General features: G+C 73.4%; 19 protein-coding genes and 1 riboswitch. Of the genes, 10 read left to right on the forward strand and 9 right to left on the reverse strand.

Annotated features, from left to right (window positions below):
* Positions 1–14: 14 nt before the first annotated feature.
* Positions 15–1,025 carry a methylenetetrahydrofolate reductase gene (locus EYB28_RS01840; RefSeq protein WP_166844368.1) on the reverse strand — a complete coding sequence of 337 codons (1,011 nt, stop codon included), beginning with the start codon at positions 1,023–1,025 and terminating at the stop codon, positions 15–17.
* A 5-nt stretch (positions 1,026–1,030) separates the two neighbouring features.
* A riboswitch (SAM riboswitch) is annotated at positions 1,031–1,137 on the reverse strand.
* 148 nt (positions 1,138–1,285) lie between these two features.
* On the opposite strand from EYB28_RS01840, the gene EYB28_RS01845 reads away from it, so the two are divergent.
* Positions 1,286–1,696, forward strand: a complete 411-nt coding sequence (locus tag EYB28_RS01845) for a nuclear transport factor 2 family protein (RefSeq protein ID WP_166844369.1) — start codon at positions 1,286–1,288, stop codon at positions 1,694–1,696.
* Here EYB28_RS01845 and EYB28_RS01850 read toward each other — a convergent pair.
* The gene (locus tag EYB28_RS01850; protein WP_166844370.1) at positions 1,686–2,588 is read right to left on the reverse strand and encodes an NADP-dependent oxidoreductase; all 903 of its coding nucleotides are present in this window, start codon (positions 2,586–2,588) and stop codon (positions 1,686–1,688) included. The two genes, EYB28_RS01845 and EYB28_RS01850, sit on opposite strands and share 11 nt — an antisense overlap.
* A gap of 109 nt (positions 2,589–2,697) precedes the next feature.
* On the opposite strand from EYB28_RS01850, the gene EYB28_RS01855 reads away from it, so the two are divergent.
* Positions 2,698–3,930, forward strand: coding sequence for an NYN domain-containing protein (locus EYB28_RS01855; protein ID WP_166844371.1), 1,233 nt, complete (start codon positions 2,698–2,700; stop codon positions 3,928–3,930).
* Between the two features lie 4 nt (positions 3,931–3,934).
* Here EYB28_RS01855 and EYB28_RS01860 read toward each other — a convergent pair whose 3' ends face one another.
* Positions 3,935–4,777, reverse strand: a complete 843-nt coding sequence (locus EYB28_RS01860) for an alpha/beta fold hydrolase (RefSeq protein ID WP_166844372.1) — start codon at positions 4,775–4,777, stop codon at positions 3,935–3,937.
* Between the two features lie 108 nt (positions 4,778–4,885).
* Between EYB28_RS01860 and EYB28_RS01865 the strand changes: the two genes are divergently transcribed.
* The 6 genes from EYB28_RS01865 (at position 4,886) to EYB28_RS01890 (ending at position 10,472) form a co-directional block, all read left to right on the forward strand.
* Positions 4,886–5,455, forward strand: coding sequence for a TetR/AcrR family transcriptional regulator (locus EYB28_RS01865; protein ID WP_166844373.1), 570 nt, complete (start codon positions 4,886–4,888; stop codon positions 5,453–5,455).
* A gap of 60 nt (positions 5,456–5,515) precedes the next feature.
* Positions 5,516–6,163, forward strand: a complete 648-nt coding sequence (locus EYB28_RS01870; protein WP_166844374.1) for a 1-acyl-sn-glycerol-3-phosphate acyltransferase — start codon at positions 5,516–5,518, stop codon at positions 6,161–6,163.
* Between the two features lie 132 nt (positions 6,164–6,295).
* On the forward strand, positions 6,296–7,540 hold the full coding sequence (locus EYB28_RS01875) for a sensor histidine kinase (protein WP_166844375.1): 1,245 nt from the start codon (positions 6,296–6,298) through the stop codon (positions 7,538–7,540).
* Between the two features lie 37 nt (positions 7,541–7,577).
* Positions 7,578–8,264, forward strand: coding sequence for a response regulator transcription factor (locus EYB28_RS01880; RefSeq protein WP_205710814.1), 687 nt, complete (start codon positions 7,578–7,580; stop codon positions 8,262–8,264).
* A gap of 122 nt (positions 8,265–8,386) precedes the next feature.
* Positions 8,387–9,256 (forward strand): SDR family oxidoreductase, encoded by an 870-nt coding sequence (locus EYB28_RS01885; protein WP_166844376.1) that lies wholly within the window; start codon positions 8,387–8,389, stop codon positions 9,254–9,256.
* Between the two features lie 109 nt (positions 9,257–9,365).
* Positions 9,366–10,472 carry a hypothetical protein gene (locus EYB28_RS01890; RefSeq protein WP_166844378.1) on the forward strand — a complete coding sequence of 369 codons (1,107 nt, stop codon included), beginning with the start codon at positions 9,366–9,368 and terminating at the stop codon, positions 10,470–10,472.
* A gap of 61 nt (positions 10,473–10,533) precedes the next feature.
* On the opposite strand, the gene EYB28_RS01895 is transcribed toward EYB28_RS01890, so the two are convergent.
* Positions 10,534–11,625: a Gfo/Idh/MocA family protein gene (locus tag EYB28_RS01895; RefSeq protein WP_166844380.1), complete on the reverse strand. Its 1,092-nt coding sequence runs from the start codon at positions 11,623–11,625 to the stop codon at positions 10,534–10,536.
* Positions 11,622–12,776, reverse strand: coding sequence for a Gfo/Idh/MocA family protein (locus EYB28_RS01900; protein WP_166844382.1), 1,155 nt, complete (start codon positions 12,774–12,776; stop codon positions 11,622–11,624). Before EYB28_RS01900 ends, EYB28_RS01895 begins: the two co-directional genes overlap by 4 nt.
* Before the next feature lie 120 nt (positions 12,777–12,896).
* On the opposite strand from EYB28_RS01900, the gene EYB28_RS01905 reads away from it, so the two are divergent.
* Positions 12,897–13,928, forward strand: a complete 1,032-nt coding sequence (locus EYB28_RS01905) for a LacI family DNA-binding transcriptional regulator (RefSeq protein WP_166844384.1) — start codon at positions 12,897–12,899, stop codon at positions 13,926–13,928.
* Positions 13,929–13,955: 27 nt separating this feature from the next.
* Here EYB28_RS01905 and EYB28_RS01910 read toward each other — a convergent pair whose 3' ends face one another.
* The 4 genes from EYB28_RS01910 to EYB28_RS01925 form a co-directional block, all read right to left on the reverse strand.
* Positions 13,956–15,266 (reverse strand): ABC transporter substrate-binding protein, encoded by a 1,311-nt coding sequence (locus EYB28_RS01910; protein ID WP_166844386.1) that lies wholly within the window; start codon positions 15,264–15,266, stop codon positions 13,956–13,958.
* A gap of 646 nt (positions 15,267–15,912) precedes the next feature.
* A complete protein-coding gene (locus EYB28_RS01915; protein WP_240930342.1) occupies positions 15,913–16,836 on the reverse strand; it encodes a carbohydrate ABC transporter permease in 924 nt (307 codons plus the stop codon).
* A gap of 1 nt (position 16,837) precedes the next feature.
* Positions 16,838–17,800 carry a carbohydrate ABC transporter permease gene (locus EYB28_RS01920; RefSeq protein ID WP_166844387.1) on the reverse strand — a complete coding sequence of 321 codons (963 nt, stop codon included), beginning with the start codon at positions 17,798–17,800 and terminating at the stop codon, positions 16,838–16,840.
* 14 nt (positions 17,801–17,814) lie between these two features.
* A complete protein-coding gene (locus tag EYB28_RS01925) occupies positions 17,815–19,236 on the reverse strand; it encodes an extracellular solute-binding protein (protein ID WP_240930343.1) in 1,422 nt (473 codons plus the stop codon).
* A gap of 124 nt (positions 19,237–19,360) precedes the next feature.
* Between EYB28_RS01925 and EYB28_RS01930 the strand changes: the two genes are divergently transcribed.
* Entirely contained in the window at positions 19,361–20,500 is a 1,140-nt protein-coding gene (locus tag EYB28_RS01930) for a LacI family DNA-binding transcriptional regulator (protein WP_166844389.1), read from the forward strand.
* The last annotated feature ends 42 nt before the right edge of the window (positions 20,501–20,542 follow it).

Raw genomic sequence — 20,542 nt, forward strand, 5'->3', positions numbered from 1 at the left:
GCGGGGTGAGGTCGTCAGACGGCGGGGACGTCCGGTACCCACGGCCTGCTGGCCAGGCCGGCGTCGGCGGACGGCTCGCCCGCCGGCGCCGCTCCGCCGAGGTGGACACCCTCGAGCAGGTCCAGAGCGGGACGGTACTTGTTGAACGTGTACACGTGGATGCCGGGGGCGCCGGCGTCGAGCACGCGCTGGGCGAGCTCCGTGCCGTACGCCGTGCCGTAGGCGTGCTGCGCCTCCGGGTCCGGCAGGGCGTCCAGCGCGTCCAGCAGGTGCTGGGGAGCGCGGACGCCCATGAGCTCCTCGACACGACGGAGCCGGCGCGGCTCGGTCGTGGGCAGCAGCCCGGCGAGGATGGGGATCGTCACGCCGGCCGCGCGGGCCTCGGCGACGAAGTCGATGTACGAGGTGGCCTCGTAGAACAGCTGGGTGATGGCGAAGCCCGCCCCGGCCTGCTGCTTCTCCAGCAGGCGCCGCACCTCCTGGGCGCGGGTGGTGCCGGCGTCGGGGTTGCCGTCGGGGAACGTCGCGACCGCGATGGTCAGGGGGCGGGTCGCGCCGCGCAGCGCCGTGCCGGGGTCGGCCGCGCAGCGGCGCGCCTCGACCTCCCGCAGCAGCTGCACGAGCTCGATGCTGGAGTGCAGCCCGCCCGGCGGCGGGCGCCAGTCCGGCTGGTCCTTGGGCGGGTCGCCGCGTAGCGCCAGGAAGGAGCGGGTGCCCGCGTCGAGGAAGTCGTCGATCACGGCCGTGACGTCCTCCCGCGACGCGCCCACGCAGGTCAGGTGCGCCACCGGCAGCACGGGCGTGCCCTCCAGCAGCCTCGCCACGACGTCGCGCGCGGTCGCCCGGTCGCCGCCGCCCGCACCGTACGTCACCGAGACGAAGTCCGGGTGCGTCGCGACCAGGCGCCGCGCCGTCTCCCAGAACTTCGGGGCAGCGTCGGGCCGGCGCGGGGGCATCAGCTCGAATGAGACCGTCGGGCGTGCCGGCAGCGCCGGGGTGTGCGGGTGCGTTGCCTCTGCGACCATGCGTCACTCCATCGTCCCTGGCGTGAGCACCTTCGTCCTCGGGAGGCTTCCGTCGGAGAACGGGTTGCTGCGGCGTCGTCGAGCCAGGACTCTCGGCCGCTCTGGATGGCTTGTCCCTCGATCGTAGGCAACTTCCGCGATGCGAGCACAAATCCGCTCAGCAGGTGAGACCGACGGGGTGCGTGGCGTGAGCCGCGGCCGGATGATCGGGGAGTGCCCGCGGGGCACCATCGGGCGGGACGACGTCGGAGGGAGGGCCGGTGGCGGGCGAGGAGGCCGGGGACGGCGGGCTGCGGGCGGAGCTCGCGGCGTTCCTGCGTGACTGGGCGGCGGCGGTCGTCGCCAACGACCCGGAGCGCATCGACGCGTTCGTCGCCCCCACGTGGGCGCTGGTCGGGACCGACCGGTACGTCATCGACCGGGCCCGCTTCCTGGCGGTGGTCCGCTCCGGCGAGCTCACCCACTCGCGCATGACGTTCGACGTCGTCACCGCACGCGCCGACGGCGACACCGCGACCACCTTCTCCCGCAGCGCCAACGCCGGGACGTGGCGCGGCCGCGCGTTCACCGCCGAGGAGTGGGTGAGCGACGCGTTCGTGCGGCGGGACGGGCGATGGCTCGCCCTCATGACGACCGTCGTGCCGGCGGGCGACGCGCCGGTCACGGCGTGAGCACGACCTTGCCTCCGGGGTGGCCGGTCTCCACCAGCCGGTGCGCCTCGGCGGCCTCGCCCAGCGGCAGCACCCGTGCGACGGTCACCGTGAGGTCGTCCCGGGCGACGGCGGCCAGGTCGGCGGCGAGCTCGACCGGGTCCCGGCGCGACGAGGAGCTGAACTCGACGCCGAGGTCCGAGGCGGCGGGGTCCGCGATCGTCACGACGCGGTCGGTCCCGCCGCGCAGGGCGATCGAGTCGGGGAGCACGCCCGCGCCCGCGGCGTCGAGCACGGCGTCCACCCCGTCGGGAGCCAGGGCACGCACGCGCTCGGCCCATCCCGGGCCGTACGTGGTCGCCGCCGCCCCGAGCGCGCGGACCCGGTCCTGGTGGCGGGGCGACGCGGTCCCGACCACGCGCGCCCCGGCGTGGACCGCGAGCCGGACCGCCAGCTCCCCGACCGACCCGGCGGCCCCGTGCACCAGCACGGTCTCGCCGTCGCGCACGCCCAGCAGGCGCAGCACCCGGTGCGCGGTCTCCGCCGCGACCGGCGTCGCTGCCGCCCGCGGGGCGTCGAGCCCGTCCGGGACCGGTGCGAACGTCGTCAGGAGGGCCTGCTCGGCGTAGCCACCGCCCGTGGTGAAACCCGCGACGCGGTCGCCGGGCGCCACGCCCGTCACGCCGTCGCCGAGCGCGTCCACGACGCCGGCGGCCTCCAGGCCCGGCACGACGGGGAAGCGCGGCGCGGGCATGCCGGCCGTCCGCGTGGCGCGGGACTTCACGTCCCACCCGTTGATCGCGGCCGCCTCCACCCGCACGCGCACCTGCCCCGGGCCCGGTTCCGCGGTGGGCACCTCCGCCAGGTGCAGCACCTCGGGACCGCCCAGCTCCTCGTACACGACCGCCTGCATCGACCCTCCCTCGTCCGACCGTCCACGACCCATCGTCGGGCCCGCGGGCACGTGGCGCGCGGCGGCTCGCCCGCGCACCGGGTGCCCGCGACGCCGTAGCCTGGCGGGCATGGACACCGAAGAGCGCCTTGCCGTCTTCCTCGACTACGAGAACCTGGCGCTCGGCGCCCGCGAGCACCTGGGCGGGATGCAGTTCGACTTCAAGCCCATCGCGGACGCGCTCGCCGCGCGGGGGCGCGTGGTCGTGCGCCGCGCGTACGCGGACTGGTCGTACTTCGACGAGGACCGCCGGGCGCTGACGCGCCACCAGGTGGAGCTCATCGAGATGCCGCAGCGCATGGGCGCGTCGCGGAAGAACGCGGCGGACATCAAGATGGTCGTGGACGCGATCGAGATGGCGTTCGAGCGCGAGTACATCACCACGTTCGTCATGTGCACGGGCGACTCGGACTTCTCCCCGCTGGTGCACAAGCTGCGCGAGCTCGACAAGCGCGTGATCGGCGTCGGGGTGGAGAACTCCACGTCGCGGCTGCTGCCGTCTGCCTGCGACGAGTTCCTCTTCTACGACCGTCTCGAGGGCGTCGACGTGCCCGACGCGAGCGAGGCCAAGCCCGCGTCGTCGCGCTCGGGCCGCGGTGGGGCCAAGGGCGGCCGCGGGCGGCGCAAGAAGGCCGCCGAGCCCGCCGCGAACGTCGACGCCGCGGCCGCCCTCGCCTCCGACATCGCGGCGCTGGAGCCGGCGGCGAAGACGTCGGAGACGGTCACGGAGGCGCCCGTCGCGGCGGAGCCCGCCGTCGAGCCCGCGACGCCCGCCGAGCCGGAGCCCGAGGAGGTCGACGAGAGCGACGAGGTCGAGGAGACCGCGGGCGAGGAGCCGACGATGGAGGTGCGGGTCGCGCAGACGCTGGCTGACCTGCAGGCCTCCTCCAGCGGCACGGTCACGGCGTCGATGCTCAAGCGCACGCTCGTGCGCAAGGACCCGACGTTCAGCGAGTCGGACTACGGCTTCCGCAGCTTCGGCGAGTTCCTGCGCTTCCTCGCCGACCGCGGCTTCGTGGTGCTGGCGTCCGGGCCGTCGACCGGAGACCCGGAGGTGGCGCTGCCCGAGCAGCAGGACACCGAGGGCGCGTTCGGGCTGCTGCGCACCGTGGTGCAGGACGCGGGCGGCAGCGCGCCGCTGTCGGGGCTCAAGAACGAGGTGCGCAAGCGCCGGCCCGACTTCTCGGAGAAGGCGCTCGGCTACCGCGGGTTCCTGCAGTTCGCCAAGGGCGCGCAGGCCGCCGGCGCCGTCGCCCTCGCGTGGGACGACGACGCCGACGACTACGTGCTGACGGCCGGCTGAGGCGTCAGCGGCCGACGAAGCCCAGCAGGGCGGCGTTCACCTCGTCGGCGTGCGTCCACAGCAGGCCGTGGGGGGCGCCGGAGACCTCGACGTACTCGGCCTCGGGCACCGCGGCGCGGAAGCGGCGGCCGGTGGCGTCGATCGGCAGGATGTTGTCCTTCGTGCCGTGCAGGATCAGCGTCGGCTTGCCGGCCGCGCGCACGGCCTCGACGTCGGGCCGGAAGTCCTCGATCCAGGTGGGGACGACGGCGTAGGCGGCGACCGGGGCGGACCCGACGGCCGTGGTCCAGTTCGCGCGGACGACCTCCTCGGAGATCCGCGTGCCCAGGTTCTCGTCGAGGTTGTAGAAATCCTTGTAGAACTGGGTGAACCAGGCGTACCGGTCGCCGCGGGCTGCGTCGACGATGCCGTCGAACACGTCCTGCGGTACGCCCTCCGGGTTGTCGTCACGCTGGACGAGGAACGGCTCGAGCGAGGCGAGGAACGCGAGCTTGGCGACCCGCTCGTGGCCGTGGTTGCGCACGTACCGGGCCAGCTCGCCCGTGCCCATGGAGAAGCCGACGAGGATCACGTCGCGCAGGTCCAGGGTCTCCAGGACGGTGTCGAGGTCGCGGGCGAACGTGTCGTAGTCGTAGCCGGAGCCCACCTTGCTGGACGCGCCGAACCCGCGGCGGTCGTACGTGACGACGCGGTACCCGGCGGCGAGGAGCTCGCGCGTCTGGAGCTCCCAGCTGTGGCCGTCGAGGGGGTAGCCGTGGATGAGGACGACCGGCTGACCCGCGCCCTGGTCCTCGTAGTAGAGCTGGACGTCCGTGGTGTTCTCCTGCCCGACGGTGATGTAGCCCATGGTGGTGCTCCTTCCGGATGGGGGAGAACGGTCGTTCTCTCCTTGTTCGCTACAGTAGAGAACGATGGTTCTCCCCGCAAGGGGGACGGGGCGACGAAAGGGTGAACGATGCTCGACGAGCGTGCGGCGCGCGAGACTGTGGTCGCGGCCGCCGACCGGCTGTTCTACGCCCGCGGCGTCCAGTCCGTCGGCATGGACGCCGTCCGGGCCGAGGCCGGCGTCTCGCTCAAGCGGATCTACTCGATCTTCCCCTCCAAGGAGGACCTGGTCGTCGCCGTGCTCGCGCTGCGCACCCGGCAGTGGACCCGGGGCGTCGAGCGCGCCGCGGCCGGCGCCGCCACCCCGCGCGACCGGATCCTCGCGGTCTTCGACTTCCTCGACGCCTGGTTCCGCGAGGACGGCTTCCGCGGGTGCGCCTTCATCAACTCCTTCGGGGAGCTCGGCGCGACCTCCCCGCGCGTCGCCGACGCCGTGCGTGCCCACAAGGAGGCGTTCGGGGACCACGTGCTCGGCCTCGTGCGCGACGCCGGCCTGCCCGACCCCGTCGCCCTGCAGGTGGTGCTCCTCGTCGAGGGGGCGCAGACGACCGCCGCGATCACCCACGACGCCGCCGTCGCGCGCGAGGCGCGCCGGGCCGCCGCGGCGCTGCTCGACACCGCCGAGGCACGAAATCCCTGATCACCGGCCTGCACGCGCCCCGGCGACGGGCCCGTGCGGAGCAGGGGGCACAATGGGTCGGTGACCTACCGGCTTCTGCGACTCGTCCTGTCGCTCCTGGTGTACGTGCTGCTGCGCCCCCAGGTGACGGGACTGCACAACGTGCCCCGGCGTGGTCCGGTGATCCTGGCGAGCAACCACCTGTCGTTCATCGACTCGATCATCATCCCGCTCGTCGTCCCGCGGCACGTCACCTTCATCGCCAAGGCGGAGTACTGGACGGGCCGCGGACTCAAGGGCCGCGTCTCCCGCTGGTTCTTCACGACCATGGGCCACATCCCGGTCGACCGGGACGACCCGCGCGCCGGCCAGCGCTCCCTCGACGACGCGCTCCAGGTGCTCAAGCGCGGCGACGCGTTCGGCATCTACCCCGAGGGCACGCGCTCGCGCGACGGCCGGCTCCACCCCGGGCACACCGGCGTCGCGTGGCTCGCGCTCGCCGGCCCCGCGCCGGTCGTGCCGGTGGCGCTGCGCGGCACCGAGAAGGTGCAGCCGGTCGGCCGGCGGCTCCCGCGCCCGACGCGCGGCATCCAGGTGCACTTCGGCGCCCCGATCGACCCGTCGCGCCAGCTCACCGCCGGCTCGAAGCCGGCGCAGGCACGCCGCGAGCTCACCGACCACGTCATGGACTCCATCCACAAGATGAGCGGTCAGCAGCTCGCCGCCTGAGCTTTCGCCCCCAGACGTGCTGTGAGCGCGATTTCGGGGACTATGCGGATGCGGAAAGTCCCCGAAATCGCGCCCACAACGGTCCCCCGGGCGGGGGAGGCGCGCCGGCGCCGCGCTTGAAAGACTGTTTCCATGCGCGCCGCCCTCGCTCCTTTGACCAGCGCGACGACCGTGCGGGCGGGCGTCTACCTCGTCATCGGGGGCGTGCTCGCCGGCGCGTACGGCACGCTGGCAGCCGGGTTCGCGCAGATGTTCCTCTCGCCGGAGACACCGCGCGCCGCCGTCGTCGTGCTGGCGGTCGTGACGGCGGTCATCGTGTGCGCGCCGCCGTTCCTCGCGCCTGTGCGCACGCTCGAGGTCCTCGCCGTGCGCACGTTCCTGGACGTCGACGCCGCGGACCTGCCGGAGCCCGCGGGGCGCCCCTCCGCCGCGTCGCGCTGGCGCGGCGCCGCCTGGTACGCGCTCCACCTGACGCTCGGGGCCGTCGTGACCCTCGGCCTGCTCGTCGCCGTCCCGCTGGCCACCCAGCTCGTCCTCTCCGCGGCGGGCACCGACCGCACGCTCCTGGTCGGCGCGGTGCCGCTGATCACCCGGAACCCGGTCGCGTGGGTGCTGCTCGCCGTCGCGCTGCTGCTCGCCCTGCCCTACCTGACGACGGGGGCGCGCGCCGTCCTGCGCCAGGCGGCGGTGCCGCTGCTCGGCCCCGACCAGTCGGCGCGGGTCGCGGAGCTCGAGGAGCAGGCGCGCCGGCTCGCCGAGCGCGGCCGGCTGGCGCGGGAGCTGCACGACTCGGTCGGGCACGCCCTGACGATCACGACCCTGCAGGCCGCCGCGGCGGCGCGGCAGCTCGACACCGACCCGGACGCCGCGCGCCGCTCGCTCGCCGCCATCGAGGAGACGGGCCGTACGGCGATGGCGGACCTCGACCACGTGCTCGGGCTGCTGCGGGGCCCCGAGCACGGGGGTGCCGGCCGCGCCCCGGCCCGCACCCTCGCCGACGTGCCCGCGCTCGCCGACGACGCCGTCCGGGCCGGGACGCGGGTGCGGCTCGACGCCGCGGACGGGGCGCTCGCGGACGACGGCGTCCCGCGCGCCGTCGCGCACGAGGCCTACCGGGTGGTCCAGGAGGCGCTCACCAACGCCGTCCGGCACGCGCCCGGCGCCCCGGTGACCGTCCGTGTGGCCCGCGGACCGCGGTCGGTCGACGTCGAGGTGACCAACGCGCTCGGTGCCCACGGGCCCGCTCCCGGTCGTCCGGCCGGCGGCGGCCGCGGCCTGGACGGCATGGCCGACCGGGTGCGCCTGCTGCGCGGTGACCTGGAGGCCGGTGCCGACGGCGACGTGTGGCGCGTCCGCGCCCGTCTGCCGCTGCTCTGACCGTCACGTCGGCGCCGGGTACGGCAGGATCGACGGCGTGAGCACGCAGACCCCCACCGGTACGGCCACCCGCCCGACGACGCTGCTGCTCGTCGACGACGAGCCGCTGGTGCGCGCGGGCCTGCGGGCCATCCTGGACGCCGAGCCGGACCTGGAGGTCGTGGGCGAGGCCGGCGACGGGTCCGAGGTGCCGCAGGTGGTGGCGGAGACGCGCCCCGACGTCGTCCTCATGGACGTGCGGATGCCGCGGGTCGACGGGATCGACGCCACCCGGGCGCTGATGGCCCGGGAGCGCCCTGGGTCACCGTCCCCGACGGTCCTGGTGCTCACCACGTTCGAGAACGACGACCACGTGCTCGACGCGCTGCACGCAGGTGCCCAGGGGTTCCTGCTCAAGCGCGCCCGGCCGGAGGAGATCGCGCAGGCCGTGCGCCTGGTGGCGCGCGGCGACTCGCTGCTGTTCCCCGACGCCGTCCGGCGGCTCGCCGCGCTCCGCCCGCCGTCGGGCGACGCGCTGCGCGGAGCCGGGCTCACCGAGCGGGAGGGCGAGGTGCTGCGCCTCGTGGCGACCGGCATGTCGAACGCGGAGATCGCGGCCGAGCTGTACCTGGGGGTCGAGACGGTGCGTTCCCACGTGGCGGGCGTGCTCGCCAAGCTCGGGGTGCGGGACCGCACGCAGGCCGTGGTGCGCGCGTACGAGTCCGGGTTCGTGCGGGCGCGCTGACCTGCCCGTTCGCCGTCGACGAACCTCGCAGTCCCGCGATTGACCTCAAGTGTGGTTGAGGCTCGAGCGTAGGTGACGCCGGTCCCGGCCGGGGCGGCACCCACGACGAACGGTAGGAAACCATGAGCTCCCACCCCACGATCCTGGTGACCGGCGCGACGGGCAACGTCGGCGGGCAGGTGGTCGCCCAGCTGCGCGACCGCGGCGGCGTCCGTGTCCGTGCCCTCACCCGCGACCCGTCCCGCGCCGTGCTGCCCGACGACGTCGAGGTCGTCGGCGGCGACCTGTCGGACCCGGAGGGCCTCGACGCCGCCCTCGACAGCGTCGACGCCGTCTTCCTCTCCTTCCCCACGCTGCAGGCCGACGAGCGGGCCCTCGAGCTCGTCGCCCGCCTGGCGAAGCACGCGGGCCGGATCGTCTACCTCTCCGCCGAGGGAGTCCCCGACGACCGGGGCGCGCCGTCGCAGGGCATCATCGGCTCTCATGCCGTGCTCGAGCGCCTCGTCGAGGACGCCGGTGTGGAGTGGACGTTCCTGCGCGCCGGCGGGATGGCGACCAACACCCTCGGCTGGGCCGACCAGGTCCGCGAGACCGGCGTCGTCCGCGGTCCGTACGAGCGGCTCAGCCGCTCCCTCGTGCACGAGGCCGACGTCGCCGCCGTCGGCGTCCTCGCCCTGACGGCGGACGACCTGCTCGGTGCCCGCCCCGTGATCACCGGACCGGAGATCCTCACGCACGTCGAGCAGGCGGCGATCATCGGCGAGACGATCGGCCGGCCGGTCCGGTACGAGGAGATCCCGCCGGAGGAGATGCGCACCGTCATCCTCGACGAGTGGGGCTGGCCCGCCGAGACCGCCGACGCGGCGCTGGAGGCCTGGGCCGCGATGGTCGACAACCGCGACGGGGTGACCACCACGTTCCAGGAGCTCACGGGGCGGGCCGCGACGCCGTTCCGCCGGTGGGCCGCCGACCACGCCGACGACTTCCGCTGAGCCCTCGCCACGGGTCGGGGAACACCCGGAGCGGCGTTCCCCCGTGCGGGGGAGCGGGTCCCTCAGCGCGGGTGATCCGCCCCGCCGGGCTGCGGACGAGGGTGCAGGTATGAGCACCCACGACCTGACCCGCCGCACCCCCGCCCACCCGTCCGCGCCTCCGCCGGGACGCCGCTCGCGCCGTCTCGCGGGCGTCACCGTCGCCTGGTGGGCCGCGGGCACGGCCGCCGTCGTCGCCGCCCGGACCGTCGTCGGCGGTGCCGCGGCCCCGGACGCCACGGCCCTCAGCGACGGCCTGCTCCGCGACGTGCCGGCCCAGCATCTGGCCACCGGGGTGGCCGCGCTCGCCGTCCTCGGCCTGCTCGCCGCCGCCTCGATGTTGTGGGGGCGCAGGCCCTCGCGCGGGGTGCGCGCGGCGACGCTCGCCGCGGTCGCCCTCGTCGGCGCCGGAGCGCTGCTGCTGGTGGACGCCACCGTGCTCGCCGGGCTCGGCTACCTGCCGGCGATGGCGGTCATGTCCCTGTTCAGCGCCGAGGTGCGGGGCCGGCTGGACGTCTACGTGCAGCCGGGCTTCCTGTTCCAGGTCGTCGTGCTGGTCGGGACGGTGCTCCTCGCGGTCGCCGCCGTCCGGTACGCCCGTCGCACCGTCGCCGCGTGCGAGCGGTGCGGGCGCCGGCCCGACGGCGCGGACCCGGCGTGGACGGCGCCGGCCGCCGCGGCCCGGTGGGGGCGCACCGCCGCGCTGGTGGCCGCCGCGATCCCCGCCTTCTACGCCGTCACCCGGCTCGCGTGGGCCCTGGGCATCCCGCTCGGCTTCGACCGGGTGCACGTCGAGCAGCTGCAGGGCATCCAGCTCATCGGCCCGGTCGGCTTGGGCACCTTCGCCCTGCTCGGGGCCGTGCTCACGCTCGGCCTGTACCAGCGGTGGGGCGAGGTCTTCCCCCGGTGGATGCTCGGGCTCGCCGGACGGCGGGTGCCCGTGGGGCTCGCGGTGGTGCCGGCGTCGCTGGTCGCCGTCGTCGTCATGCCGGCCGGCATCTCGATGATCGGGATGTTCGCCGACGGCGCCGGCCCGCTGACCGGGGACCTCGCCACCAACTGGGCGGCGATCGTGCCGGAGCTCTTCTGGCCGCTGTGGTCGGTGGCGCTCGGCGCCGCGACGTACGCCTACTGGCTGCGCCGCCGCGGCATCTGCCGCACGTGCGGGCGGGGCTGACCCGCGGTGCGCGACCGGGCGACCGGTCGCGCACCGCGCTCGGGGGAGCCCGCCCGGTCGCTCAGGGCGTGAGCACCCGCGCGCCCTGCTGGGCCAGGACGCTCAGCTCCGCCGCCTTGAACGCGTGCTCCTGCGTCATCGCGTTCTCCGTGCGCTCCAGGCAGTCGAGCACCAGACGCCCGAAGTACGGGAAGCCGACCTGGCCGTTCGCCGTCAGGTGGTGCTCGCCGGCGCCGTCGACGAGGAACACGTGGCCCCCGCCCTCGCCGGTGCCGACGTTCACGTACTTGCGCAGCTCGATGTAGCCGTCGGTGCCGAGGATGAACGTGCGCCCGTCGCCCCATGTGCTCAGCCCGTCGGGCGTGAACCAGTCCACCCGGCAGTAGCCGGTGGCGCCGTTGTCCATGACGATGCCGGCCTCGCCGAAGTCGTCCAGCTCGGGGTGGTCCGGGTGGTGGTAGTTCGCGATCGCCGCGTGGCTGATCTCCGCGTCCTTCGCCCCGGCATAGTGCAGCATCTGGTCGAAGTTGTGGCTGCCGATGTCGCAGAGGATGCCGCCGTACCTCTCCTTGGTGAAGAACCAGTCCGGGCGGCCCGTCCCCAGCCGGTGCGGTCCCATGCCCATCACCTGCAGCACGCGGCCGATCGCGCCCCGGTCCACGAGCTGCTCGGCCAGCACCGCGGCCTCCACGTGGATGCGCTCGGAGTAGTACACGGCGTACTTGCGGCCCGTGCGCTCCGTCGCCTCGCGCGCCGCCGCGAGCTGGTCGAGCGTCGTGAGCGGCGCCTTGTCCGTGAAGTAGTCCTTGCCCGCCTCCATGACGCGCAGGCCCAGCGCGGCCCGCTCCGACGTCACCGCGGCACCCGCGACGAGGCGCACCTCGTCGTCGTCGAGGATCTCCGCCTCGCTCCGGGCGACGCGGACGTCCGGGAACTTCTGCCGCATCACCTCGACCTTCGCCGGGTCCGGGTCGTAGACCCACTTCAGCGTGCCGCCCGCGCCCGCCAGGCCCTCGCACATCCCGAAGATGTGGCCGTGGTCCAGGTGGGCCGCCGCGAAGACGAACTCGCCGGGCTCCACCACCGGCGCGGGGATCGGCTCGGGCGCGTACGCGGCCCCGCTCGCGGTGCTCGCCGCGCTGATGGCGCTCATGCCTTGGCCCCCACCGTGATCTCGCCCGCCTGCTCGGTCACCGACGCCGTCTTGTCGTAGAAGTGCGGGGCGCGCTCCACGAGCGTGCCGGTGCGGTAGTACGGGTCGTCGGGCCGCAGCGGCAGGTCGATCGTGCGGCGCTCGATGCCGGCCGCGTAGATCGCCGTGACCAGCTCGATGGCGCGGCGCCCGTCCTCGCCGTCGACGGCGGGACGACGGCGCTCGCGGACGGCGTCGAGCATGTCGCCCACCTGGCCGGCGTGCCCGGTGTGCGCGAGCGGCCGGTGCGCGGCGGCCACGGCCTCGATCTTCGCGACCAGCTCCATGTCGCCGTCGGGGGTGGGGAAGCCGTTGGGGCGGGCGGTCTCCGCCACGACCTTCCACGGCTGGGACACCCGCGCGTCGCGGCCCTGCACGACGATGGCCTGCTCCTCGCCGTGGTGCACCACCGAGGCGGTGACCTCGGCGAGCGCCCGGTCGTACTGCAGCACGCTCACCGACAGGTCCTCGACCTCCGCGTTCTCGTGCGCGGCGTTGGTGAGCACCGACGTCACGGCCTTCGGCGAGCCGAGCATCCACAGGGTCATGTCCAGGTGGTGGATGGCGTGGTTGAGGGTGCAGCCGCCGCCCTCGCTCTCCCAGGTGCCGCGCCACCACAGGTCGTAGTACTCGGTGCCGCGCCACCACGACGAGCTCACCTGCGCGTGCGTCACGGGCCCGGCGAGGCCGGAGTCCAGCACCTCCTTGAGGGTGGCGATGTCGTCGCGGAAGCGGTTCTGCGCGACGACGGACAGCAGGCGGCCGTTGTCCTTCGCCGCCGCGATCATCGCGTCGCACTCCTCGAGCGAAGGGGCCATGGGCTTCTCGACGAGCACGTCGACGCCGGCCCGCAGGGCCTCGATGGACAGCTCCGCGTGCGTGGACGGCGGCGTCGCGACGCTGACGAGGTCGAGCTTCTCCGCGGCGAGCATCTCGGTCGCGTCCGTGTACACGCGGGCGCCGTCGATCCCGAGCTCGGCGCGCAGCGCCTCGGCCCGGCCGGGGGCGGGGTCGCACAGCGCGACGATCTCGCACTCCCGCGCGAACCGCTGGTAGGCGTCGACGTGGGCGCGCGCGATGCCGCCCGTGCCGACGATCCCGATGGTGAGCATGGTTCCTCCGATGGAACGGCATGATACGTATAATTCGGTGCGTCTCCAGCGTGCCCGCAGGTGGCACCCGTGTCAAGGCGTCGTGAGCAGCGGCGGCGGGAAGGAGGCCATACTGTACGGGTGCCGAAGCCTCCTACCAGCCGTGACGTCGCGCGACTCGCCGGCGTCTCCCAGGCGGCGGTCTCGTACGCTCTCACCGGCCGGGGGACGATCTCCGCGTCGACGCGCGAGCACGTCCTGAAGGTCGCCGAGTCGATCGGTTATCGCCCCAACCTGGCGGCCCGCTCCATGCGCACGCGCCGCTCCGGCCGGCTCGCCGTGGTCACCGGGTTGACGCTCGACAACCATGTCCGGGTGCTGGCAGGTGCCGGGGAGGCCGCCGAGGCCGCGGGCTACGTCATGGAGACGCACAGCGTCGACGGGACGATCGAGGAGCGCACCACGCGTGTGCGCGAGCTCGCCGCGAGCCGGCAGTACGAGGGCATCCTCACCCTCGTGCCCGTGCTCCCCGAGGCGTTGTCGGCCGCGGAGGAGCAGCCGGAGGACGAGGCGGGCGTGACGGCGGTCGTCGCCGAGGCGGCGTTCGACGAGAAGTCGCGCACCGTGGGGGATCTCGCGGACGCGAGCCCGATCGAGGAGTTCGTCACGACCCTCGCCGCTGCGGGCTTCCGGCGTTTCGTGCACGTGGCCGGCCCTGAGCAGTACGTCTCTGCCCGTGCCCGGCGCGACGTGTACCGGCGGACCGTCGCGAGCCTGGCCGAGGACGGGGTCGAGTCGCTCGGCGTCATCGGCGGAGACTGGGGTGCCGAGTCGGCGCGCCGCGCGGTCCACGACCTTCCCGAGGACGCGCCACGGCTCGCCGTGATCGCGGCCAGCGACATCCTCGCGGCCGGGGTGCTGCGCGGTGCCGCCGAGCGCGGCTGGTCCGTGCCGCACGACCTCGTCGTCACCGGCTGGGACAACTCGCCGGTCGGGGCCTACATGTCTCCGTCGCTCACCACCGTCGCCGTCGACTTCCCGGAGGCGGGCCGGGCCGCCATGCGTCGGTTGGTCGCAGCCCTGCGCGGAGAGCGACCCGCCGCGGCGGCACCCATCCAGCGCGTCTGCTGGCGCGAGTCGACAGGTGGGCGCCCCGCGGCACCCACGCCCTGAGGGGCCGGGCTCCGCGGGGCGTCCGGGTCAGTCCGCCTGGACGGTGTCCTGGGCGTACGCGAACCACTGGTCCACGAACTCGTCGTCCGAGATGTTCCCGTACTCCATCTCCTCGGCGAGCCGCGACATCTCGAGCTCGATCTGACCGTAGCCCTCCACCGGGACGGGAGCGGGCTCGGTGATCTCGTCGCTCATCGCGTCCTCGTAGGTCAGGAGGCGGTCGTCCGGAGATCCCTCCTTCACCGTCATCGCGTCCCTCTGGGCCTGCGTGGCGGGCACGCCCTTGCTGGTGCCGAAGATCTTGCCGACGCGCGGGTCGTTGGTCATGAAGTCGATGAACGCGGCCGCTGCGTCCGGGTGGGCGGAGCTCGCCGACGCCGAGAGCATGACGCCGGCGTGCCAGTACATCTTCTGGCCGTCGTCACCCGTCGGGATGGGCATGAGGTCCAGGTCGTCGCTCCCGAGCTCGGCGGTGTAGTTCGGCATCAGCGTGTCCCAGTTGGCCTCGGCGACGACCTCGCTGGAGTTGATGCCGGTCTTCGGCTCGAGCTGCGCCGCGCGCTGGGCGGGGAAGAACGCCTCAGCCTCGCGCAGCGGCGCCCACAGGTCCGCCCAGGCCCGTACGTCCTCCTCGGTGAACGTGATCTCGCCGTCGTCGGTGAACGGCGCCTTGCCCTGCTGCACCAACCACTGCTGGAACCACGGGCTGTTCCCCGTCATGTCCCCGATCGGGTACACCCGCGGGTCGTGATCGGCGCCGGCCTCGGCGACGTCGGAGAACCAGGCGATCAGGTCGTCCCAGTCGTAGCCCTCGGCCGGGGGCTCCATGCCGAGCTCGTCGAGGAGCTTCGTGTTGTAGATGAGCGACTGGGTGTTGAGGCTGACCGGCACGGCGTAGGTGGTGCCCTCGATCCGGCCCGACGCCAGAGCGGAGTCGTCCACGCCGTCCACGTCGAGGTTGACGCCGATCTGGCCGTCGAGCTCGGCGAGCTGACCCGTCGCCCCGTACTGCCGGACGTAGCCGGCGTCCATCTGCATCACGTCGGGCAGCGCGCTGCCCGCCGCCTCCGTGGACCTCGCGCTCCAGTAGTCGTTCCAGGACTGGAACTGCGTCTGGATCGTGATGTTCGGGTACTCCTCCTCGAAGAGGTCGATCGACTCCTGGTAGCGCTCGGCGCGGTCGTCGTTGCCCCACCACGTGAACGTCAGGGTGATGTCCTCGTCGGTGGAGACGGGCTCCGCCGGACCGGTGCTCCCGCCGCCCTGCCCACAGGCAGCGGTGGCGCTCAGGACCAGCGCCAGCGTGGCCGCGGTGGTGATATCTCGTGCGAGCTTCATGGTGTCCTCCGTCCCGCTTCTCTGCGGGTCTGGTCGGTCGGGGACGGCGTCCCCAGGTCTCGTGGTGCAGTCGTGCCGCTGGTCCGGTGGGTGGGTCGTCCTCTCAGCCCTTGAGTCCTTGGGTGGCGACGCCGTCGACGATGTAGCGCTGGAAGAGGATGAAGAAAGAACGCATACCCGGCACGAATGTCACCAGCACGCGAGACCCGACGCTGCGACGCGTCGCCGCCGCCTCGTGGAGCTGGGGCCGGGCCCGGTGCGGCAGTCGTCACGGACTCGCCGATCGCGCTCATACGTGGCTCCGCGGGCGCCGAGGGGCACGGGTGTCATCAGGGAGGGACTGCCGTCCACGGCGGTGGGCGCCCCGGTCCACGAGCTCCGAGGGCCATGCCCCTGCTCGAGGCATGCGGGGACGGTGCGATGCCTGTCGTCGTCCTGGGTGGCGGTCGCCGGTCCGGTGGCTCACGGATCCTCCATTGGTTCCAATATGATACGTATCATGCGCCGGGGTCTCCAGATTGCTCATCGCTGGCGGCCCTGTCAAGGGCCGGCGTGCCGGTTGTTGTCGTGCGACCTCGGATGACGAGGCACGGGGCGGCCCCGGGACCCGGCACGTGGCGGGTCCCGGGGCGACAGCCTCGCGGGACTACTGGCCGCCCATCCCCGTCGTCGCCACGCCCTGCACGATGCGCCGCTGGAAGAGCATGAACACGACGAGCAGGGGCAGCGCCGCGATCATCGCGGATGCCATGTTCTGCGCGTACTGCACGCCGTAGGCGTTCTTCACGGTCGACAGGCCGACGGGCAGAGTCATGAACTGCGGGTCGGTCGTGACGATGAACGGCCACAGGAAGTTGTTCCACGCGCCGATGAACACGAAGATCGCGACCGCGACGAGGATCGACCTCGACAGCGGGACCACGATCGTCCAGAACATCCGCCAGGTGCCGGCCCCGTCGATGCGGGCGGCGTCGAGCAGCTCGCCGGGGACGGCGTCGAAGAACCGCTTGAGGATGAAGACCATCACCGGCGCGACGACCTGCGGCAGCACGATGCCCGCGACCGAGTCCACGAGGCCCATGGCCTGCATCTGCTTGAACAGCGGCACGATGAGGATCTGGCCGGGCATCATGATCGACGCGAGGGTGAGGAACTGCAGGAGACCCCTGCCCTTGAAGAGGGTCTGGGAGAACGCGAAGGCCGCCATCGCGGAGATCAGCACCGTCAGCGCTGTCACCAGCGCCGCGACGACCAGGCTGTTCCACATCCAGCCCAGCAGCTCGCTGTGCCCGAGCACCTGCCGGTAGGCGTCGAGCGTCCAGCCCTGCGAGGGCCACCAGGACGCCGGCAGCGCGGCCTCGGCCTCGTGCTTGAAGCTGGTCACGGCGCCCCACGCGAGGGGGAGCAACCACAGGCCGGCGAGGACGACGAGCGCCGCCAGTGCGCCGGCCCGCACCCATGGCGAGGGGCCGATCGTCAGCTTGGTGAGCGTGCGGTTGTCGGCCCGGGTCTGCTGCAGGGCCGACCTGCGCGCGGTGACCATCGTCGAGACGGACGCGGGGACGGCCATGTCAGGCCTCCTTCTTCGTGGGCAGGAGCCGCACCAGGGTGAACACGAGGATCAGTGCGAAGAACACGTACGAGATCGCCGAGGCGTAGCCGAGCCGGTAGTTGGTGAAGCCCATGTCGTAGACGTACTCGAGGATCGGCCGCGTGCTCCCGTTGGGCCCCCCGGCGGTGAGCAGGTAGATCTGGTCGAAGACCTTCATCGACGCCAGGAGCTGCAGCACGACGATCACGCCGGTGATCGTCTTGAGCTGCGGCACGGTGATGGCGAACAGCCGCCGCCAGCCGCCCGCACCGTCGATCGTGGCCGCCTCGTACTGCTGCTGCGGGATGCCCTGCAGCGCGGCCAGGTACAGCAGGAAGTTGAAGCCGACGGTCCACCACACGGTGACGAGCGCGATGGAGAACATCGCGACGTTCTCGTCGGTGAGCCACCCGACCGGCCCGAGGCCGAGGTTCGCGAGCCAGGTGTCGAGCAGGCCGATGTCGGGCTGGAAGAGCCACGAGCTCAGCGAGGCGACGACGGCGCTGGTCAGCAGGAACGGGGCGAAGAACGCCATGCGCCATACCCACTGGCCGGGCAGGCCGGTGTGCACCAGCAGCGCCATGACGAGCGCGACGATCACGAGGGGCACCGTGCTCAGCACCGTGAACCACACGGTGTGCCACAACGTCGTCCACACCTGCGGGTCGCCGAAGGCCTCGACGTAGTTGTCGAAGCCGATGAAGGAGCTCTCCGTGGCGGTGAGGCTCTGGTCGGTGAGGCTCATCCACAGGCCGTAGATCGTCGGCCACAGCAGGAAGAGCCCGGTCGCCACCGCGAAGGGGGCGACGAACAGGTACCCGGAGCGGTCGCGTTCGCGCAGCGGTCTGCGTGCGGCGGCGGCTCCGGTGCGAGTCCGGGAGCCCGTCGCGCGACCGGGGAGGCGCGTGACGGGAGCGCTCAGTGACGTGCTCGAGGCGGTCATCGTCGTCCTCTCGATCAGGCGGGGCTGGGCTGCGAGAGGAAACGGTTCATCTCGCTGAGGATGCGCTCGACGGCGGTGGCGGGGGACGCCTTGCCGGACAGCGTGTCGGTCATGGAGTCGCCCATGCGGGTCTGGAAGTCGCTGCCGCCGCCGGTGAACCAGGCGTCCGGGTCGAAGACGGCGATCTCGGCCGCGGGCGCGTAGTCCCGCTGCGGCGTGAGCTGCTGGTACTCCGCCGTCCGCACGACCGGCTGGTACGCCGGGATGTGGCCGGCGGAGGCCCACGTGAGGCCCTCCTTGAGGAGCCCGGCGAGGACGCGGTAGGTCGCCTCCCGTGCGGCCGGGTCCGGGTGCGCCTGCCTCGGCAGCACGAACGCGTGCGAGTCGGCGTAGTTGGCGGGGGCGTCGAAGATGGCGGGGAACGGCGTGGCGCCGACGTCCGGGATGGCGTCACGGAACATGGGCAGGTCCCACTCGCCGGCGAACATCAGCCCGGTGCGGTTCGACATGAAACGCCCGGACGCGGCGTTGCCGTCCTGGTTCCGCGCCGCGACCTTGCCGTCGACCATGGCCTGGAGGAACTCGAAGACCTCGGTCGCGGCGCCCTCGTCGAGCTCGGCGGGCCGGCCCTGCGTGAGCTCGTAGCCGCCCCCGGCCTGGTTGTACAGCCCCCAGAACATGCGCCAGCACCCGGCGGGGTCGCGCAGGTAGCCCCACGAGACACCGGTCTCGCCGGTGACCTCGGCCATCGCCCGGCCGGCGTCGAGGAACGCGTCCGGCCCGGGGGCGACGTCGAGCTTGCCCTGGCCGTCGAGGAGGCCCGCCTCACCGGCGATCTCGGGGTTGTGGAAGGCGATGTAGGGGTGCGTGTCCAGCGGCAGCGCGTAGAGCTGCCCCTCGAACTGCGCCTTCTCCCAGACGGCGGGGGCGAAGTCGTCCTGCGTGACGCCGAGGGCGGCGAGCGCGTCGAGGTCGAACGGCTCGAGCAGCCCGCCGGGCGCATAGCCGCCGAGCCGCGACATGTGCATCACGGCGGCCTCGGGCGGGCGCCCGCCGGACGACGCCATGGCCAGCTTGGTGTAGTACGGGGCGCCCCAGGCCAGCGTCGTGGAGCTGACGGCGATGTCCGGGTTGGCGGCGGCGACGGCGCCGACCATCTCCTGCATGAGCGCTCCGTCACCACCCGAGAACAGGTCCCAGAGCATGACCGGCGTGCCGCCGGCGCCCGAGGCCGTGGGTGTCGCGCAGCCGGACAGCGCCCCGCCGAGCGCGACGCCGCCGGCGCCGACGAGGGCGGCCTGCAGCAGGCCGCGCCGGCTGAGTGGTCGGCCGTCGCCACCGGTCTCGCCGGGTCCGGACGGGTGCGAGCCTCGGCGGGGGGTGCGGACCGGCCGCCCCCCTCTCGGCGTCGCGAACCTGCGCTGCATGGTCATCATCGACCCTCCTGGGATGCAACGTTGCGCTCCAACGTGGAACCACGATGGACTAGCGACCGCGGGCCGTCAAGAGCGAGTGTCGACGGCGCCGTCGACCGGCGACGCGACGAAGGGGCTGTGCTCGATGACGACGGAGGACGGCGCCGGGGGCCCGCTCCCGGCCGAGGGCGGTACGCCGGCGCGGGCTCGGCGGCGCGGCAGCGGCCGCGTCGGCATCAAGGACGTGGCGGTCGCGGCCGGGGTGTCGTGGAAGACGGTCTCCAACGTCGTCAACGGCACCGGGCGCGTCGGGGACGCGACCCGCGCTCGCGTCGAGGAGAAGATCGCCGAGCTCGGGTACCGCCCGAACCTGGCGGGGCGCCAGCTGCGCCAGGGCCGCACGAACACGCTCGCCCTCGCCGTCCCGTGGGTGCACTCGCCGTACTTCTCCCTGCTCGCGCACATCGTCATCGAGGTGGCGGGGGCGCGGGGCTACCGCGTGCTCATCGAGGAGACCCGTACCGACCGGGAAGCGGAGCTGCAGGTGGCGCGAGGGTTCCGGGTGCAGGCCATCGACGGGATCATCTTCTCGCCGCTGGCGATCGGGCCGTCCGAGATCGCCGAGGTCCGGGGCGAGACGCCGATGGTGCTGCTCGGCGAGCGCGACGACCCCGGCCGGGACCGGCGGTGGGCCACCGACCACGTGAGCATCGACAACGTCCGGGCCGCGCGCGAGGTCACGGAGCACCTGCTCACGACGGGGCGGCGCCGGCTCGCCTTCGTCGGCGCCGAACCCGTCGACGACCGCACGGGGGCCCTGCGGGTGCAGGGCTACCGCGAGGCGCACGTCGCGCAGGCGGTCGAGCCCGACCCGCGCTGGATCCTCCCGGTCGCCCAGTTCTCGCGTCCGGCGGGCGTCGAGGCCGTGGAGGGCGTTCTGCCGCGGATCGACCAGGTGGACGGGCTGGTGTGCGCGAACGACGAGCTCGCGCTCGGCGCCCTCCACGCGCTCCGGCTCAACGGGGTGCGCGTGCCCGAGGACGTCGCCGTGACCGGGTGGGACAACACCGAGGACGGGCGGTACTCGAACCCGTCCCTGACGACGGTGGCTCCGGACCTGCGCTCCATCGCGGAGACCTCCGTCGACAGGGTCGTCGCGCAGGTGGAGCGGCCGTCCGGCGACCGTGAGGACACGGAGGTGGACGTCGTGGTCCCGCACCGGCTGCTGGTGCGGGAGAGCAGCCGAGCGGCGCGCGAGCCAGGGCGTCGGGGTCACCCTCTCTGATTCAACGTTGCATTCTCGGTCGGGGCGATGTTGAATCATCCG

Source organism: Isoptericola sp. BMS4 (assembly GCF_011634835.1).
Classification (GTDB): Bacteria; Actinomycetota; Actinomycetes; order Actinomycetales; family Cellulomonadaceae; genus Isoptericola.

Excerpts from the sequence above, each read along its gene's own strand:
- EYB28_RS01840 (WP_166844368.1), bottom strand. The coding sequence starts at position 1,025 with ATGGTCGCAGAGGCAACGCACCCGCACACCCCGGCGCTGCCGGCACGC.
- EYB28_RS01850 (WP_166844370.1), bottom strand. The coding sequence starts at position 2,588 with ATGCAGGCGGTCGTGTACGAGGAGCTGGGCGGTCCCGAGGTGCTGCAC.
- EYB28_RS01855 (WP_166844371.1), top strand. The coding sequence starts at position 2,698 with ATGGACACCGAAGAGCGCCTTGCCGTCTTCCTCGACTACGAGAACCTG.
- EYB28_RS01860 (WP_166844372.1), bottom strand. The coding sequence starts at position 4,777 with ATGGGCTACATCACCGTCGGGCAGGAGAACACCACGGACGTCCAGCTC.
- EYB28_RS01865 (WP_166844373.1), top strand. The coding sequence starts at position 4,886 with ATGCTCGACGAGCGTGCGGCGCGCGAGACTGTGGTCGCGGCCGCCGAC.
- EYB28_RS01875 (WP_166844375.1), top strand. The coding sequence starts at position 6,296 with ATGCGCGCCGCCCTCGCTCCTTTGACCAGCGCGACGACCGTGCGGGCG.
- EYB28_RS01885 (WP_166844376.1), top strand. The coding sequence starts at position 8,387 with ATGAGCTCCCACCCCACGATCCTGGTGACCGGCGCGACGGGCAACGTC.
- EYB28_RS01890 (WP_166844378.1), top strand. The coding sequence starts at position 9,366 with ATGAGCACCCACGACCTGACCCGCCGCACCCCCGCCCACCCGTCCGCG.
- EYB28_RS01895 (WP_166844380.1), bottom strand. The coding sequence starts at position 11,625 with ATGAGCGCCATCAGCGCGGCGAGCACCGCGAGCGGGGCCGCGTACGCG.
- EYB28_RS01900 (WP_166844382.1), bottom strand. The coding sequence starts at position 12,776 with ATGCTCACCATCGGGATCGTCGGCACGGGCGGCATCGCGCGCGCCCAC.
- EYB28_RS01910 (WP_166844386.1), bottom strand. The coding sequence starts at position 15,266 with ATGAAGCTCGCACGAGATATCACCACCGCGGCCACGCTGGCGCTGGTC.
- EYB28_RS01915 (WP_240930342.1), bottom strand. The coding sequence starts at position 16,836 with ATGGCCGTCCCCGCGTCCGTCTCGACGATGGTCACCGCGCGCAGGTCG.
- EYB28_RS01920 (WP_166844387.1), bottom strand. The coding sequence starts at position 17,800 with ATGACCGCCTCGAGCACGTCACTGAGCGCTCCCGTCACGCGCCTCCCC.
- EYB28_RS01925 (WP_240930343.1), bottom strand. The coding sequence starts at position 19,236 with ATGATGACCATGCAGCGCAGGTTCGCGACGCCGAGAGGGGGGCGGCCG.
- EYB28_RS01930 (WP_166844389.1), top strand. The coding sequence starts at position 19,361 with ATGACGACGGAGGACGGCGCCGGGGGCCCGCTCCCGGCCGAGGGCGGT.